At 61.2% G+C, this 15,851-nt stretch carries 16 protein-coding genes; all 16 read left to right on the top strand.

The window, feature by feature from the left end; genetic code table 11:
• Nucleotides 1-57: 57 nt before the first annotated feature.
• The 16 genes from JN12_RS18135 to JN12_RS18065 all read left to right on the top strand — a co-directional run bounded on the left by JN12_RS18135 (nt 58) and on the right by JN12_RS18065 (nt 15,507).
• Nucleotides 58-1,221 carry a DegT/DnrJ/EryC1/StrS family aminotransferase gene (locus JN12_RS18135; protein ID WP_145025401.1) on the top strand — a complete coding sequence of 388 codons (1,164 nt, stop codon included), beginning with the start codon at nt 58-60 and terminating at the stop codon, nt 1,219-1,221.
• Nucleotides 1,218-2,153, top strand: a complete 936-nt coding sequence (locus tag JN12_RS18130) for a glycosyltransferase (RefSeq protein ID WP_145025399.1) — start codon at nt 1,218-1,220, stop codon at nt 2,151-2,153. The genes JN12_RS18135 and JN12_RS18130 overlap by 4 nt, the downstream gene beginning before the upstream one ends.
• Nucleotides 2,146-3,057: a formyltransferase gene (locus JN12_RS18125; RefSeq protein ID WP_145025397.1), complete on the top strand. Its 912-nt coding sequence runs from the start codon at nt 2,146-2,148 to the stop codon at nt 3,055-3,057. The genes JN12_RS18130 and JN12_RS18125 overlap by 8 nt, the downstream gene beginning before the upstream one ends.
• Nucleotides 3,058-3,263: 206 nt before the next feature.
• The gene (locus JN12_RS18120) at nt 3,264-4,304 is read left to right on the top strand and encodes a bifunctional UDP-4-keto-pentose/UDP-xylose synthase (RefSeq protein WP_145025395.1); all 1,041 of its coding nucleotides are present in this window, start codon (nt 3,264-3,266) and stop codon (nt 4,302-4,304) included.
• Nucleotides 4,305-4,341: 37 nt separating this feature from the next.
• Nucleotides 4,342-5,244 (top strand): 4-deoxy-4-formamido-L-arabinose-phosphoundecaprenol deformylase, encoded by a 903-nt coding sequence (locus JN12_RS18115; RefSeq protein WP_145025393.1) that lies wholly within the window; start codon nt 4,342-4,344, stop codon nt 5,242-5,244.
• Nucleotides 5,245-5,264: 20 nt separating this feature from the next.
• Nucleotides 5,265-5,516, top strand: coding sequence for a DUF4911 domain-containing protein (locus JN12_RS18110; RefSeq protein WP_145025391.1), 252 nt, complete (start codon nt 5,265-5,267; stop codon nt 5,514-5,516).
• Nucleotides 5,517-5,529: 13 nt separating this feature from the next.
• Nucleotides 5,530-6,912, top strand: coding sequence for a TldD/PmbA family protein (locus JN12_RS18105; protein WP_145025389.1), 1,383 nt, complete (start codon nt 5,530-5,532; stop codon nt 6,910-6,912).
• 23 nt (nt 6,913-6,935) lie between these two features.
• A complete protein-coding gene (locus JN12_RS18100) occupies nt 6,936-8,963 on the top strand; it encodes a diguanylate cyclase (RefSeq protein ID WP_145025387.1) in 2,028 nt (675 codons plus the stop codon).
• A gap of 69 nt (nt 8,964-9,032) precedes the next feature.
• Entirely contained in the window at nt 9,033-10,049 is a 1,017-nt protein-coding gene (gene ruvB, locus JN12_RS18095; RefSeq protein WP_145025385.1) for a Holliday junction branch migration DNA helicase RuvB, read from the top strand.
• A 4-nt stretch (nt 10,050-10,053) separates the two neighbouring features.
• On the top strand, nt 10,054-10,770 hold the full coding sequence (locus tag JN12_RS18090; protein WP_145025383.1) for a DnaA/Hda family protein: 717 nt from the start codon (nt 10,054-10,056) through the stop codon (nt 10,768-10,770).
• Nucleotides 10,771-10,835: 65 nt separating this feature from the next.
• Nucleotides 10,836-11,369, top strand: coding sequence for an epoxyqueuosine reductase QueH (locus JN12_RS18085; protein ID WP_145025381.1), 534 nt, complete (start codon nt 10,836-10,838; stop codon nt 11,367-11,369).
• A 193-nt stretch (nt 11,370-11,562) separates the two neighbouring features.
• Entirely contained in the window at nt 11,563-11,775 is a 213-nt protein-coding gene (locus tag JN12_RS18080; protein WP_145025379.1) for a DUF2905 domain-containing protein, read from the top strand.
• A gap of 232 nt (nt 11,776-12,007) precedes the next feature.
• Complete coding sequence (locus tag JN12_RS18075) at nt 12,008-12,310, top strand: phasin family protein (RefSeq protein WP_145025377.1); 303 nt, start codon at nt 12,008-12,010, stop codon at nt 12,308-12,310.
• Nucleotides 12,311-12,320: 10 nt separating this feature from the next.
• Nucleotides 12,321-14,003: a 2-polyprenylphenol 6-hydroxylase gene (ubiB, locus tag JN12_RS18070; protein WP_145025375.1), complete on the top strand. Its 1,683-nt coding sequence runs from the start codon at nt 12,321-12,323 to the stop codon at nt 14,001-14,003.
• 317 nt (nt 14,004-14,320) lie between these two features.
• Nucleotides 14,321-14,461 carry a hypothetical protein gene (locus JN12_RS20580; protein WP_170242051.1) on the top strand — a complete coding sequence of 47 codons (141 nt, stop codon included), beginning with the start codon at nt 14,321-14,323 and terminating at the stop codon, nt 14,459-14,461.
• A gap of 719 nt (nt 14,462-15,180) precedes the next feature.
• Entirely contained in the window at nt 15,181-15,507 is a 327-nt protein-coding gene (locus JN12_RS18065) for a GRAM domain-containing protein (protein ID WP_145025373.1), read from the top strand.
• Nucleotides 15,508-15,851 lie beyond the last annotated feature (344 nt).

Raw genomic sequence — 15,851 nt, 5'->3', positions numbered from 1 at the left:
TGTCATTGCATACCTTTTGTGCGATAAAAGTCGTTTATTAGAATAGGAGGTCAGCCGGTGCGCAAAGATTTTCTCCCCTTTTCCACCCCAACCATTGACGACGACGAAATCAACGAGGTTGTCGACTCCCTCAGGTCCGGCTGGATCACCACCGGCCCCAAGGTCAAGCGGTTCGAGGAGGCATTCAAGAGTTACGTGGGAGCCCCCTTTGCCGTCCCCCTCAGCTCGGCCACGGCCGGCGAGCACCTGACGCTCCTGGCCCTGAACATCAAGCCGGGTGACGAGATCATCACCACCCCCATGACCTTTGCCTCCACGGTCAGCATGATCATCCTCTGCGGCGGCACGCCGGTTCTGGTGGACATCGAACCGGGTACCCTGAACATCGATGTGGCAAAGGTTCGCGAAAAGGTCACTCCGCGGACCAGGGCCGTCATCCCGGTCCACTTTGCCGGCCAGGCATGCGACATGGACCCGCTTCTCGCCCTGGCCGGGGAGTTCGGTCTCACCATCATCGAGGACGCGGCCCACGCAGCCGGTACCGAATACAAGGGGCGCCGCATCGGCTCGCTCCCCACCATCTCCATCTTCTCCTTCCACCCCAACAAGAACATCACCACCGGCGAAGGGGGGATGGTCTGCACCAAGGACGAGTCCCTGGCCGAAGAGATCTCGCTCCTCAAGTTTCACGGCATGAGCCGGGAGGCATGGAAGCGCTTCGCCGCCAGCGGCACCCCCAACTACGACATCATGCTCCCCGGCTTCAAGTACAACATGATGGACATCCAGGCGGCGCTGGGCATTCACCAGCTGCCAAAGCTGGACGGTTTCATCGCCAAACGGACCGCCATCGCCGAATTCTACAACCAGACGTTCGCCGATGTGGCCGAACTGGCCCTCCCCGCCCTGGCGCCCTACGAGCAGCGCCATGCCTGGCACCTCTATACGCCGCTGGTGCGGATCGAGCGGCTCACCATCGACCGGGACCAGTTCATGACCGAACTGAAGCAACTGAACATCGGCAGCGGTCTCCACTACAAGGCGATCCACCATCACGCCTGGTACAGGGAGAATCTGCCGGTTGTCCCGGGCTCACTCCCCAATGCCGACTACGCCTCCGACCGGATACTGTCGCTTCCCCTGTTCCCGAAGATGACCATGGATGACGCGCAGGACGTGGTGGCAGCGGTGAAAGACGTAATCGCGAGGCACCGGAAATGACCCCCTACATCTCCATCGTCATCCCGGTCTACAACGAGGAAGGCAACCTGGCCAGCCTCTTTGACCGCCTCTACCCGGTCATGCAGCAGATGGCCAAACCGTTCGAGATCATCTTCACCGACGACGGCAGCCGGGATAGCTCCCTGGCCATCCTGACCGAGCTGGCGGCCCGTCATCCGGAGGTGCGGGTGGTGGAGTTCAACGGCAACTTCGGCCAGCATATGGCCATCATGGCCGCCTTCGAGGTCAGCCGCGGCGAGATCGTCATCACCCTGGACGCCGACCTGCAGAACCCGCCCGAAGAGATCCCCAAGCTGGTGGCGGAAATGGAGCGGGGCCACGACGTGGTGGGGAGCATCCGCCAAAAAAGGCAGGACACCTTTTTCCGCAAGACAGCCTCGATGATGGTCAACATCATCACCCGCAAGATGACCGGCATGAAGATGAGCGATTACGGCTGCATGCTGCGGGCATACCGGCGCAACGTGGTGGACAACATCAACCGCTGCCAGGAGACCACCACCTTCATACCGGCCCTGGCCCAGACCTTTGCCGCCTCCCCGTCCGAGGTACCGGTTGCCCATGCGGAGCGGTCCGAGGGGGAGAGCAAGTATTCCCTGTACAAGCTGATCCGCCTCAACTTCGACCTGATGACCGGCTTTTCCGTGGTGCCGCTCCAGCTCTTCGCACTCATGGGGGTGCTCACCTCCCTCTTTGCCGTGGCCTTCGCCATATTCCTTCTGGTGCGCCGCTTCATCGTCGGTGCCGAGGTAGAGGGAGTATTCACCCTCTTCGCCATCCTCTTCTTCTTCATGGGGATCACCATCTTCGGCATCGGCATCGTCGGCGAGTATGTGGGCAGGATCTACCAGGAGGTCAGGAGACGGCCGCGCTACGTGGTGCGCAAGGTACATGGAGTCAACAATGAGTGACAAGGTCGTCGTCTGCGCCTATCACAACGTCGGTTACCGCTGCCTGGAGGAACTGCTCCGCCAGGGGGCCGACATCCGGCTGATCTTCACCCACGAGGATTCGCCGACCGAGGAGATCTGGTTCCAGTCGGTGCGGGAACTGGCGGAAACGCACGGCATCCCCTACCTCACCAGCGACATCAACGAACCGGAGAACATGGCCCGCCTCAAGGAGATCGCCCCGGAGTTCCTCCTCTCCTTCTACTACCGGAACATGATCAAGCCGGCAGTGCTGGAGTTGGCGAGCAAGGGTGCCCTCAACCTGCATGGCTCCTACCTCCCCCGATACCGGGGAAGGGTGCCGGTCAACTGGGCCGTGATCAACGGCGAGACCGAGACCGGGGCCACCCTGCACTACATGGTGGAGAAACCGGATGCCGGCGACATCGTCGACCGGGAAAAGGTGGCCATCGACTTCACCGATACCGCTTTTGACGTCTTCACCAAGGTGACCGAGGCGGCCGTGACGGTCATTGGCCGCTCCTGGGCAATGCTTGTCGCCGGCACAGCAAAGCGCCTCCCCCTGGACCTTTCGGCCGGGAACTACTGCCGCGGCCGGAAGCCGGCGGACGGCCTCATCGACTGGAAAAGGAGCGCCGTGCAGATCTACAACCTGATCCGCGGCGTCACCCACCCCTATCCCGGCGCCTTCACCCACCTGGACGGGCACAAGGTGATCATCTGGCAGGCCTGGCCGGTCGAGGGACGCGGCGAACCGGGCCGGGTCGTTGCCACGACCCCGCTGCAGGTGGGAACCGGCGAGGGGCTGCTGGAGATCAGGTCATTGCAGGAAGAGGCCGGCGAAGAGATCTCGGCGGCCGCATTCGTCGAGCGGATACATCTGGAAGCGGCCCGCTTTTCATGAAACCATTGGCAGGGAATTTGGACAACTTACAACCGCAGATGAACGCGGATAAACGCAGATAACAACCAAGCGGCTTTGTGAACGGCGCCTTCAAAGGAACGAGGAACGGGGCGCGAGGGCTCTTAGGGAGTAAATTCTCATTCCTCGTACCTCGAACCTCCGACCCTGACTGCCCGTCGTCGAAGCCGTAACAAGGAGAACGTTACATGAAAGTACTAATTCTAGGCGTCAACGGTTTCATCGGTAACGCCCTCACCCACCGCATCCTCACCACCACCGACTGGGAAGTCTTTGGCCTGGACATGGCCTGCGACAAGCTGGAGCGCTCCCTGGGCGATCCCCGCTTCCACTTCCTGGAAGGGGACATCACCATCAACAAGGAGTGGATCGAGTACAACATCAAGAAATGCGACGTGGTGCTGCCGCTGGTGGCCATCGCCACGCCGGTCACCTACGTGAAGGACCCGCTCCGCGTCTTCGAGCTCGACTTCGAAGAAAACCTGAAAATCATCCGTCAGTGCGTCAAGTACAAGAAACGGGTCATCTTCCCCTCCACCTCCGAGGTCTACGGCATGAGCCCGGACCGTGAGTTCGACGAGGAGAGCTCGCCGCTCATGCTGGGGCCCATCAACAAGGAGCGCTGGATCTACTCCTGCGCCAAGCAGATGCTGGACCGGGTCATCTACGCCTACGGCGCCCATGAGGGCTTGCGCTACACCCTGTTCCGCCCCTTCAACTGGATCGGCCCCAAGCTGGACAGCATCAGCACAGCCAAGGAAGGAAGCTCCCGGGTCCTCACCCAGTTCCTCTACAACATCCTGGCCGGCGAACCGATCCAACTGGTGGACGGCGGCAGCCAGCGCCGCTCCTTCACCTTCGTGGAGGACGGCATCGACTGCCTGATGCGGATCATCGCCAACGAGAACGGCGTAGCGGACAGCGGCATCTTCAACATCGGCAACCCGACCAACGACCTCTCCGTCAGGGAACTGGCCGAAAAGCTCCTTGCCCTGGTCCGGGAGTATCCGGACTACAAGGAAAGGGCCGACAACTGCAAGATCATCGAGGTGACCTCCGGCACCTTCTACGGTAAGGGGTACCAGGACATGCTGACCAGGGTGCCTTCGGTGAAGAACGCCAAGGAACGGCTGGGATGGGAACCGACCACCAGTATCGACGACGCCCTGCGCAAGACCCTGGACTTCTACCTGGTGGAAGAAAAGGAAAAGATCGAGCACCTGCTGTAGGGGCGGGGGAACCCCGCCCAGGGCGCTACGGATTTATATGACCCAGCCAACCATTGCCCTGAAAATCGACGTCGACACCTACGCCGGCACCCGTGACGGCGTGCCGCGCCTGCTGGAGCTTCTGGACAGGTTCGGTATCAGGGCCACCTTCTACTTCTCCATGGGGCCCGACAACTCGGGGAAGGCGATCCGGCGCATCTTCACTAGGAAGGGATTCCTCAGGAAGATGCTCCGCACCAGGGCGCCCTCCATCTACGGCCCGAAGACGCTCCTCTACGGCACCCTTCTGCCGGCCCCCCAGATAGCGTCCGCCTTTCCCCAGATCCTGCGCCGGACCGCGGAACTGGGGCACGAGGTCGGCATCCACTGCTGGGACCATGTCAAGTGGCATGACTACCTCCCCTGGCTCCCCAAAGCGGTCACGGCCATGGAACTGGGCAAGGCGAGCGCCCTGTTTCAGGAGATCTTCGGTTGCCGGGCAACCACCACTGCCGCCCCGGGATGGACCGCCTCCCCCGACTCGCTGGAGATACAGGATGCCATGGGGCTCGGCTTCTGCAGTGACAGCCGGGGCACCGTTCCGTTCTACCCGGTGATGGGGGGGCGCCGGTTCACCACCCTGCAGATCCCCACCACCTGGCCGACCATGGACGAACTGCTGGGGGAGAACGGCATCACAGCCGCCACCATCAACGACCTGTACCTGTCCCGAGTGCAACCGGGGTTGAATGTCCACACCATCCACGCCGAACTGGAAGGGTGGGCCATGGCCGACACCTTCACAACCCTTCTGGAAAGGCTTACCAGCCGGGGAGTACGGTTCGTTACCCTGGGCGAGGCGGTGGCGGAATTCGGCAAGGATGCGCCGGCCTGCACGCTGACCATGGGAGAACTTCCCGGCCGGGCCGGCAACGTGGCCGTGCAGGGCGACTGGGCCTGAGCCCCGAATCGATTTTAAGTATGCACGACAACGAAACCGGCTATACTTCATTAACGCGCTACTTCCAGGTCGACCGACGGGAGATGGTCTTCCTCAAGTTCATCCTGGAGGCGTACGAGGGGATGTCGACCCTCAGCACCTTCGACAACAAGGCCGGGATCGTCCAGTTGACCGTGCCGTCCGGCTTCAGCGACGACATGGCGGGCCTGGTCGAGGCGCTCAGAGGCGAGATCAGCCTCACCGAGCTGTTCCCACCACTCCCGACACGGTAAGGAGCCACAACCCATGCTCGACACCTTTGACATCGGCCGGATACTCCGCCAGGCATTGGCCGGCGGCGGCGAGTTTGCCGACATCTATTTCGAGGAAGGGACCGCCACCCTCATCAGCTGCGAAGACGGCAAGATCGAGAAGGTCCTGGCGACCACCGACCGGGGGGTGGGTATCCGGGTGATCTCGGATCTGCGCACCGCCTACGCCTACACCAACGAGGTGACCGAGGTATCGCTCCTTGATCTGGCAAGAACCGTGAGCAGCGCGGTACAGGGAAACGCCTTCACCTCCCCCATCGCCATGGGGACCAGGCAGACCGGCGTTGCCATGCCGATCGCCATCCCTCCCTCAACGGTACCCCTGCTGGACAAGGTAGCCCAGGTCAGCCGGGCCGATCAGGCCGCGCGGGGGCTTGATGCCAGGGTCAGGCAGGTGATGTCGGTGTACCGGGACGGAGTCGCCCGTATCCAGACGGCCAACTCTTTCGGCGAATTCACCGAAAGCGAGCGGACCGGCACACTCTTCGTCGCCCAGGTGGTGGCCGCTGACAACGATGTCATCCAGACCGGCTACGAGACCCTGGGCGGCTGCCGCGGGTTCGATCTCTTCAACGAGAAGAGCCCCGAAGAGATCGCCCTTGCCGCGGCACGGCGGGCGGTCATGATGCTCTCGGCCCGCAAGGCACCGGGCGGTCTGATGCCGGTGGTGCTCTCCTCGGAGGCGGGCGGCACCATGGTACATGAAGCGGTCGGCCACGGCCTGGAGGCGGACCTGGTCCAGAGCGGCGTATCGGTTTATCGGGGCAAGGTCGGCGAACAGGTGGCCTCGCCGCTGGTGACGGTGATTGACGATGCCACGATCCCCTACGCCCGCGGCTCGTTCCCTTTCGACAGCGAGGGGGTGGCGGGACAGAAAACGGTGCTGGTGGAAAACGGCATCCTCAAGGGATACCTGTACGACCGCCTCACCGCCATGAAGGACGGCTGCGCCTCCACCGGCAACGGCCGGCGGGAATCGTACCACGCCAAGCCGATCGTCCGGATGACCAACACCCTCATCACCCCGGGGAGCACACCGCCGGAAGAGATCGTCAGGTCTGTCGCCTCCGGCCTGTTCGTCAGGAAGATGGGGGGCGGACAGGTGAATACCGTTACCGGCGACTTCATGTTCGAGGTGTCGGAAGGGTATCTGATCGAAAACGGCCAGCTGGGTGAGCCGGTCCGGGGGGCGACCATGACCGGCAACGGTCCCGAGGTCCTGAAGAAGATCTCCATGGTCGGTACCGACCTGGGGTTCGGCATCGGCACCTGCGGCAAGGATGGTCAGGGGGTGCCGGTAGCCGATGCCCAGCCGACCCTGCTCATTGATGGTATAACCGTCGGCGGAGCCGCTTAAACGGCAACGGATTGGGAGAGGCCATGAAGGCTTCGTTGGCACCAGACGCCTATTACCAGGCCACACTTGGCACCCTCAGGGAGCACCCGCACCTGGCGGGCTTCAGTCTGGCCATTCACATCCAGCCGTCGCTGCGACCGGGCCTCCCGCCCAAGCTTACCAAGCTGTGCGATCCGCTAGGCCAAGGGTTTGGCTGTCGTCGTCCGTGCAAGGTGACGGCCATGCGCCGCAGCGACCTCCATCCGGAGCTGGCTCCCATCGTGTTCCACTGCGTCCTCGGCCTGCTCGGCTTTGCCATCCCGTTGCCACGACCCGGATGGTTCCTCACCGGCAAGGGGGTCCGACTCCGTACCATCAACCTCTCCTACCTGGAAGAGCTTTCCCGTCAGAATGCCGGGGATTCCTATCAGATTCTGCAACGCATCTCCAGGCTGCCGGTACTCACGGAAGAGCAAGTACGCACTGCCGCCGGCATAGCCTTCGACCTGATCAACACTCAACCGAAGAAAGCCAAGGCCGTCCCCGCCCCGGCCCCACAGGTGGAGTTGCAGGCGATCGTCACGGTGGCTGCAGCCCTGGACGACGCACCAGGCCCCGAGCAGGCCCTGAGCACCTTTATCGAGGCCATGGGGATACTTTTCGACGTCCCGTCGCTGGCGATACTGGAGCCGCTCCCCGGTGGCCGGGAATATGCGCTCCGCACCGCCTGGGGTGCCCCCGTGGCGGAAACGATACTCCCCGCCGCCAAAGTGGAACATCTCCTCCGCGACCAGAAGAAGGTTTCCCAGCTTTCCGCCGCGCAGTTGAACCTGCTCCTTCCCGACCACCCCGCAGCAGCGGGAACCGCTATCTGTTTCGGCGAAGGGACCGGGCAACGGATCGCGCTCTGTCTCGCCAAGGAGTTCCGCAACGGTGAGGAGCTCTTGGCGGAGCTTCTTGCCGACCGTCTCACGGCTCGGCTCAGACAGCTCCGGCGCGAGGAAGAACTTACCGACAGAAGAGAGGTGTCGGAGCGCCTCATGGCCATGATCAGCGAACTGGCCCTGCTGGACAGCATGGAGGAACTCCTTGATGCCCTCCTGCGGATGGCTGCCGAGCTCCTTGACGCCACCTGCGGCTCGATTATGCTGCTGGACGAGGAACGGGTCGCCATGAGGATTGAGGCGGCCCTCCGCATGGGGCTCACCATTGCCAGGAGCCTGCCGCTCCGCGTGGGCGAAGGGATCGCCGGCCGGGTCGCCGCCAGCGGCCAACCGCTCCTGGTGAACGATATCGAGCGGGATGGCCGGGTTGCGCCCACCAATCGCCCCCGGTTCCGGACCAAATCGTTCATCAGCGTGCCGCTCGCCTTCAAGGGCAATGTCTTCGGGGTCCTGAACCTTTCGGACAAGCGGGACAACCGGATTTTCGTCAAGGAGGATCTGGACATCCTCTCCACGCTCACCAGCCACGCCGCAGCCATCATCCATCGCTCCCGCCAGATGACCAGAACGGAGCTCCTTGAGCAGCTCTCGATCACCGACCCGCTGACCGAGCTCTACAACCGACGCTACCTGGAAAAGCGGATGCACGAGGAACTCAACCGCTGCAGGCGCCAGGACCAGCCAATGACCGTCATGATGCTCGATCTCGACCACTTCAAGTGCTACAACGATACCTGCGGTCACGTGGATGGAGACACGGCCCTGAAGAAGACCGCCCGTATCCTCCGCTCCTGCGTGCGGGAGATGGACGTGGTCACGCGTTATGGCGGCGAAGAGTTCTTCATCCTGCTACCCGGCACCTCCAAGGAGGAGGCGATGTTCGTTGCGGAACGGATACACCACGGGATTGAACGTGAGCCGTTCAAAGGAGAAGAGATGTTGCCGGGGGGCCGGCTCACGGCAAGCATCGGCATCGCATCGTTCCCGGACGACGGCACCACGGCCCATGCCCTGATCCACGCCGCTGACGTTGCCCTGTACCAGGCCAAAAACGCCGGCCGGAACCGGACGTCCCCCTTCCGCCCGGAAGAGGAGCGTTGGCAGCAGAAGATAGCCCTGCGGCTGTAGCTTAGAATTTGACCTTTGCCCCCATCTGGTATACCGTGTGACATCTTTCAAGAGCCAGACCAGAACACCATGAGCAGACTCATCGCGCCACAGACCACCGACGACGACATCCTGATCGAATCGACGCTGCGCCCCCGCTCCCTGAACGACTACGTCGGCCAGGAGAAGGCCAAGGGGAACCTGCGGGTGTTTATCGACGCAGCCCGGAAACGGGGCGAGGCACTGGACCATGTCCTTCTCTACGGCCCGCCGGGGCTGGGCAAGACGACCCTGGCCAACATCATTGCCTGCGAGATGGGGGTCAACATCAAATCCACCTCCGGGCCGGTGATCGAGCGCCCCGGCGACCTGGCTGCCATCCTGACCAACCTGGAACCGCACGACGTGCTGTTCATCGACGAGATCCACCGCCTCTCCCATATCGTGGAAGAGATCCTCTACCCGGCCATGGAGGACTTCCAGCTGGACATCATCATCGGCCAGGGGCCGAGCGCCCGGACGATCAAGCTGGACATCCCCCGCTTCACCCTGGTGGGGGCGACCACCCGGGCAGGGCTCCTCTCCTCGCCTCTCAGGGACCGCTTTGGCGTTATCTCCCGGTTGGAGTTCTACACCGACGAGGAACTGGCCTTTATCATCTCCCGTTCGGCGAGGATTCTCGGGATCGCCATTGCCGGGGACGCGGCCCTGGAACTCGCCCGGCGGAGCCGCAGCACGCCGCGCATTGCCAATCGGCTCCTGCGCCGGGTCCGCGACTTCGCCCAGGTGCTGGGCGACGGCACCATCACCATGAAGGTGGTGCAGGAATCGCTGAAGCTCCTGGAAGTGGATGAAATGGGGTTCGACAACATGGACCGCGCCATCCTGCTCACTATCATCGACAAGTTCGGCGGCGGGCCGGTCGGGCTTGACACCCTGGCGGCCGCGGTCTGCGAGGAGAGCGACACCATCGAAGACGTCATCGAACCGTTCCTGATCCAGCAGGGGTTCCTGAACCGCACCCCCCGCGGCCGGATGGCCACTGTTGCCGCGTACCGGCACTTCAACCGGATCGCTCCCCCCTCACTCCAGGGGAACCTTTTCTGAGCCCATGCAGCTGACCTTCGACTTCCCCTTCAATCCCCGCTACCGCTTCGCCAACTTCGTGGTCTGCCCCGGCAACCGGACCGCCTTTCAGTTCGCCCGCAAGGTCGCCGACCCGGCCGAGTCGGAAAACCTCCTCTACCTGTACGGTCCGGCAGGCGCCGGCAAGACCCACCTGCTGATGGCGGTGGGCCAGCAGTTGGCAGGAGAGCAGGAGTTCCCGGCCGTCTCCTGTGGCAACCTGGAACGGCTCTACGGTCAGGACGAAGGACCGGAGCGGGCCTCGGCCCTGGCCGCACAGTTCCGGGATGCGCCGGCCCTGCTCCTGGACGACATTCACCGGCTGCCTGCCGACCCGCACCTGCAGGCCGAAGTCTGGCAGCTCTTCAACGATTTCTACTCCGCCGGCCGGAAGATCGTGGTCACCGGCCTGGTCCCCCCCAAGGAGCTGACCGCCCTGGACGGCCACCTGATCTCCCGCCTCCTCTGGGGGCTCGTGGCGCGGGTCGACATCTCCGACGACGACTCCCGGCGGATGATCATGAAAAAGCTGGCCGAGGATAGGCAGATCGTCCTCCCGGCCGATGTGATCGACTACCTGCTGATCCATCTCCCGAGGGACATCCCGTCTCTGGTCGCGGCCCTGGAAACCCTCACCCGTCAGGCGTTCGCCTCCCAGCGGAAGATCACGGTCCGCCTGGCAAAAGAGGCACTCCCTGGCTGACAAAGCGGTTGTTTTCCCGCCGGTTACGCGGTAAGGTTACGCATTCCGAACACAAAAGAGACCGTATGAAGATACTCCTCCACGTCTGCTGCGGCCCCTGCGCCATCTACCCGGTGAATGCCCTCCGGGCAGCGGGCTTTGATGTGACCGCCTTTTTCTACAACCACAACATCCACCCGTACCAGGAGTATTGCCGCCGCCTGGAGACTGTCCGGGAATATGCCGACAAGGCCGGCCTGGCGCTCATCGTCCGGGACGAGTACAACCTTGAGGAGTTCCTGAGGTCCGTTGCCGGGACGCCGGCCGAACGGTGCGGCTACTGCTACTTCTCGCGGCTGGAGGCGGTGGCAGCCAAGGCTGCGGAGCTCGGCTGCGACGCCTTTTCCTCGACCCTGCTCTACAGCCGGTACCAGAAACACGACGACATCAGGCGCCTCGGCGAACAGGCCGCGGCCCGCCACGGCGTCGCCTTTCACTACGACGACTACCGCCGGGGCTGGCAGGAGGGGATTCGCCTCTCCAAGGAGCTGGGGCTCTACCGCCAGCAGTACTGCGGCTGCATCTACAGCGAGAAGGAACGGTATCTCGGCGGCAAGTAGCGAATACGTGACTTCGTGAGGCATGGAGGGCCGCTTCCGCTCACCACCCGCGATTTGGCTTTTGAGGTACATGAAAGGTCTGTGGCTGACCTCACACGACAGCAGCGATTGTTGCCCTTCGGCCGCGGGAATCGCGGGTAGTTTGCTCCACCGGCCCTCCATGCCTCACTCACCATTCAGGGAGAATCACCAAATGCCCGGCCTCGGCAAGTCGCTCATCATCATCGGTCTCGTCATCGCCGCCATCGGCCTCCTCCTCACCCTGGCCGGTCGAATCCCCTGGCTCGGCAGGCTGCCCGGCGACATCTTCATCAAGAAGGACAACTTCACCTTCTACTTCCCGCTGGCCACCAGCATCCTCATCTCCGTCGTCCTCTCCCTCCTGCTCTGGCTCTTCCGGCGTTAGGCGATTGCTGAAAACCAGCCATCTCGCCGCCGTCCTCGCAAGCTCCTCAGTGCGACGTAGCGCTGCTACGCCTCCCTCGAAGCTTGCTGTGGGTGCGACGATCTGACTATTTTTGAGCAATCTGAGTGCCTAAAAGGCTTGATAAAACTCCCATCCACCCGCCCCCTTGTTGTCTTTTCGCCATTCCCTGTTACTGTTAATGCCAGTACCGACATCCATCAAGGAGGAGCGCATGCTGGAACTCATCGAAAAGGCCTTCCTGACCGGCCTGGGGGCGGTCGCCCTCTCCCAGAAGAAAGCCGAAGAGCTGATCACCGAGCTGAAGGACAAGTACAAGCTGAGCGAGGAAGAGGGGAAAACGTTCCTGGACAAGCTGCAGGGCTTTGCCAAGGACAGCCGGGAAAAGATCGCCGAAGCGGCAGAGCTGGAAGTGAAAAGGGTCATGGAACGGGTCGGCGTGGTCCCCCGTGACGAATACGAGCAGCTTCTGAAGCGCGTCGAGGCGCTGGAGCGCCGTCTGTCCGAAAGCGCCTGAAGGTCCGCCGGTGAACCTGATCCAGCTTAATCGCAACATCCGGAGCATCAGGCGCTACCGGCAGATCATCCGGGTACTGTTCAAGTACGGTTTCGACAACCTGCTTGAGTACCTGAACCTCTCCGAGTTCGTGGCCAGGGGGCGGCGCCTCTTCCGCCGCTCCACCCCCGCCATCACCAACAAGGGACCGGCGGAGCGGATGCGCCTGGCCCTCGAAGAACTCGGCCCCACCTTCGTCAAGCTGGGGCAGATCCTCTCCACCCGTCCGGACGTGATCCCCCAGAACTTCGTCGACGAGTTCGCAAAGCTGCAGGACATGGTCCCCCCCTTCACCTACGAAGAGGTGCAGGAACAGATCCTCGCCGAGTTCGGCACCCCGATCGAGGAACTCTTTGCCACGTTCAACCTGGTCTCCATCGCCGCCGCCTCCATCGCCCAGGTGCACCGGGCCAAGCTGAAGACGGGCGAAACGGTGGTGGTCAAGGTGAGGCGCCCCCGCATCGTCGAGCAGGTGGAAACGGACATCGATGCCCTGATGGTCATTGCCGTGCTGGCGGAACGGCACATCCCCAACAGCGAGATCTACGACCCGGTCGGGCTGGTGCGGGAGTTTTCCCGGACGATCCGGCGGGAGATGGACTTCTCCCGCGAGGGGCGGACCATCGAGAAGTTCGCCGCCAACTTCAAGGGGGAGCAGCACCTCTACTTCCCCAAGGTCTACTGGTCGCACACCTCCAAGGCGGTGCTGACCATGGAGTACATCGACGGCATCAAGGTCTCGGACCTCGCGGCCCTGGAAAAGGCCGGCCTCGACCGGCGGGTCATCGCCAAGCGCGGCTCGGACATGTTCCTCAAGATGGTGCTCAACCACGGCTTCTTCCATGGCGATCCCCACCCCGGCAATGTCCTGATCATGCCCGGCAACGTCATCTGCCTCCTGGACTACGGCATGGTGGGCCGCCTGGACAACCACCTGAAGAGCTACCTGACCGACATCCTGCTGGCCATCATCCGCAGGGACGTGGACGAGGTGATCTCACTCCTGCTCTATTCCGGCGAAATCGCCGACAGCCTCAACACCCGGGGGTTGCGCCGGGACCTCTCGGAATTCATCGACAGCTACTACGAACTGCCGCTCCAGGAGATCGAGGTGGGGCGGATGCTGGCGGAATTCCTGGAGATCATGACTGTCTACCACATCAAGTTCCAGCCGGACCTGATGCTGCTGGCAAAGTCGCTGGTAACGGTGGAGGGGATGGGGCGGAACCTCGACCCCGAGTTCGACATGATCCAGCATTTGCGGCCGTTTATCGAGGGAGCGATCAAGGATAGGATGTCGCCGCGCCAGATGCTGGGCGATCTGAGCAGCCACCTGCTGGGCTACCTCAACCTGGCCAGGAACCTGCCGCGGGACATCAAGGAGATCCTGAACCGGATCAACCGGAACAAGTTCAAGATCGACCTGGAGCACCGCGGCCTGGACCAGTTCATCAAGGAACTGGACAAGTCCATCAACCGTCTCTCCTTCAGCCTGATCATCGCCGCCCTGATCGTCGGCTCCTCCATCGTCATGCAGACCAACAAGGGGCCGATCATGCTCGGCTTCCCGGCCTTCGCCTTCCTCGGCTACACCATCGCCGGCGTCATCGGCCTCTACTGGGTGATCGCCATCCTCCGTTCCGGCCGGCTGTGATGATTTCGATTGGCGGGAAGCCCCACTGTAGCGCTCGGAACATGTGAGCGTTGTCCGGTCAGAGGATTGCTGCACGGATTTGAAGCCCCGTTAGGGGCGCTCGCATGTAGCCGGGGGATTCATCCCCCGGATCTGTTGCCAATATATCTCTACGTCACGTACGTGACGGGAGTGGCATGTTGCCGAAATAACCGGGGAATAAATTCCCCGGCTACAGGCATTCTGTCGCTACGCGACGAAGGCATGAAAACCCGTTGGAGAAAATATTAAGTCTGTTGCCTCACGAGGTCATCGGTTACAAGAGGAGAGGCCGTTGTATGGTAAAGCATACACAGCATGAATTGGAAATTCTGCGCTTGCTTGCCCGAGGGGAGAAGGAAATTGAAGCAGGCGTCGGAGTTGATATGGATGCTGTTTTTGCTGAGGCGGACAAACTTCTTGCAGTGATAAAATCTTAAAAATCAAATTCTCCCCGACAGTCCGACATCAATTCCTTGATCACCCCCTCGCTGCAACATTTTGTTACAGTTGACTGCACATCCGCTATGTACAAGCCCTTAGCGGCGTAAGTGTAACACTTTGTGACATCACATTTTGTTACACCTGGCACATCGTCACTGGTTAACTGGCCTGAATTATTTAAAATAAATTTTGGCACGAAAATTGGTATATAGAGGGTTTTACTGTTCGTGTGCAGTAGCCTGGTGGGAGCGATGGAGAAGAGCCGTGAAGGGAATATGAGAAGCCGCGTGTGGCAGTGGATGGACTGCCGCAGCGGTTTTGGTTTTCCTGAAGGTATGGGAAGCAGTTTCAGGGGGATGGTCGAGAAGGTGTGATCGGGAAGGAATGGCAGAAAGGCAGGCGTGACACTGCGCGTTGCCCGCGATGCCAAGCTATGGTACATCCGGTAAGGCAAGATTAGGGGTAAAGAGCTGGAGCGGCATATAATATTGGATGCCGGGCTGAAGAGCGGCAAAAAGTGAAAGCATCTAATAATAGATACCCGAGCGACCAATCGAAAATGCAAAAGCATCTAATACTATATGCATCATTGGCATCTAATATTAGATACCACCCTAAGTAGGTGATTAACGAGTTGAACAGAAAGAGAAAGACTCCTTATTTCTGTTTGACGGTGTGGCTCGGAGTCGCAATATTTTGCTGAGAGGAGAAAGCAATGAGCAAGTTTGCCCCAGAAGACAACGAAAAAATTCACCTTGAAGGTAGAGCGACTCACATCAAGAGCGCTCTAAATGTCAACGCAGGTTACGCATTTCTTACATCTAAGCAATTGGCATTTGTTGGCTCAAATAGCGCTCTAACGAATGCACTGAATTCCACGCCATATGACAGCGATATCCTTTTCACCATTCCCATAGGTGACATCACCAATGTGCAGGAAGGTAAACATGGCCTCACAAAAAAAGCGATTATTTCCACCAAGACGGGAGACGAATACTCCATCCAATTCGACCCGCATGACAATTGGTTAGCGACCTCCTGAATCCGTGACGTGAATTGCTCAATCTGCTGGTTTGGGGGCCAGTGGGAGGGGCCTGGCGGATCGGCTCCTTGAATCCCAAGAAATCGGCTCCTCAAATTGGCCTGTAGTCCCTGTTTTTTGACAACTGAACCGTTTTGCTATGTCTTTCCCGGGGTCGCGGGCAAGCGATATCAGGGGGTTCCTGCCGGAAACCTATTCCTCCAAGGCTTGCCAGCTCCTCGTCGCTAGCCGTATGCCAGCCGGTGGTAGATCTGCCCAAAGGCTTCGGCATGGGCTTTCACATGGCGGCTGAATCTCAGTTTCAGGCGCCGGCCACTGCTGATAAGCCGCCCGGCAAAGTAGAC

The organism is Geobacter argillaceus (assembly GCF_007830735.1).
Taxonomy (GTDB): Bacteria; Desulfobacterota; Desulfuromonadia; order Geobacterales; family DSM-12255; genus Geomobilibacter; species Geomobilibacter argillaceus.
Note: the sequence above shows the minus strand (reverse complement) of the source record. Positions and strands in the feature narration are given on the sequence as shown.

Bases quoted from the DNA above. Each gene is read 5' to 3' on its own strand.
- JN12_RS18130 (WP_145025399.1), top strand. From the start codon at position 1,218: ATGACCCCCTACATCTCCATCGTCATCCCGGTCTACAACGAGGAAGGC.
- JN12_RS18125 (WP_145025397.1), top strand. From the start codon at position 2,146: ATGAGTGACAAGGTCGTCGTCTGCGCCTATCACAACGTCGGTTACCGC.
- JN12_RS18120 (WP_145025395.1), top strand. From the start codon at position 3,264: ATGAAAGTACTAATTCTAGGCGTCAACGGTTTCATCGGTAACGCCCTC.
- JN12_RS18115 (WP_145025393.1), top strand. From the start codon at position 4,342: ATGACCCAGCCAACCATTGCCCTGAAAATCGACGTCGACACCTACGCC.
- JN12_RS18110 (WP_145025391.1), top strand. From the start codon at position 5,265: ATGCACGACAACGAAACCGGCTATACTTCATTAACGCGCTACTTCCAG.
- JN12_RS18105 (WP_145025389.1), top strand. From the start codon at position 5,530: ATGCTCGACACCTTTGACATCGGCCGGATACTCCGCCAGGCATTGGCC.
- JN12_RS18100 (WP_145025387.1), top strand. From the start codon at position 6,936: ATGAAGGCTTCGTTGGCACCAGACGCCTATTACCAGGCCACACTTGGC.
- ruvB (WP_145025385.1), top strand. From the start codon at position 9,033: ATGAGCAGACTCATCGCGCCACAGACCACCGACGACGACATCCTGATC.
- JN12_RS18090 (WP_145025383.1), top strand. From the start codon at position 10,054: ATGCAGCTGACCTTCGACTTCCCCTTCAATCCCCGCTACCGCTTCGCC.
- JN12_RS18085 (WP_145025381.1), top strand. From the start codon at position 10,836: ATGAAGATACTCCTCCACGTCTGCTGCGGCCCCTGCGCCATCTACCCG.
- JN12_RS18080 (WP_145025379.1), top strand. From the start codon at position 11,563: ATGCCCGGCCTCGGCAAGTCGCTCATCATCATCGGTCTCGTCATCGCC.
- JN12_RS18075 (WP_145025377.1), top strand. From the start codon at position 12,008: ATGCTGGAACTCATCGAAAAGGCCTTCCTGACCGGCCTGGGGGCGGTC.
- JN12_RS20580 (WP_170242051.1), top strand. From the start codon at position 14,321: ATGGTAAAGCATACACAGCATGAATTGGAAATTCTGCGCTTGCTTGCC.
- JN12_RS18065 (WP_145025373.1), top strand. From the start codon at position 15,181: ATGAGCAAGTTTGCCCCAGAAGACAACGAAAAAATTCACCTTGAAGGT.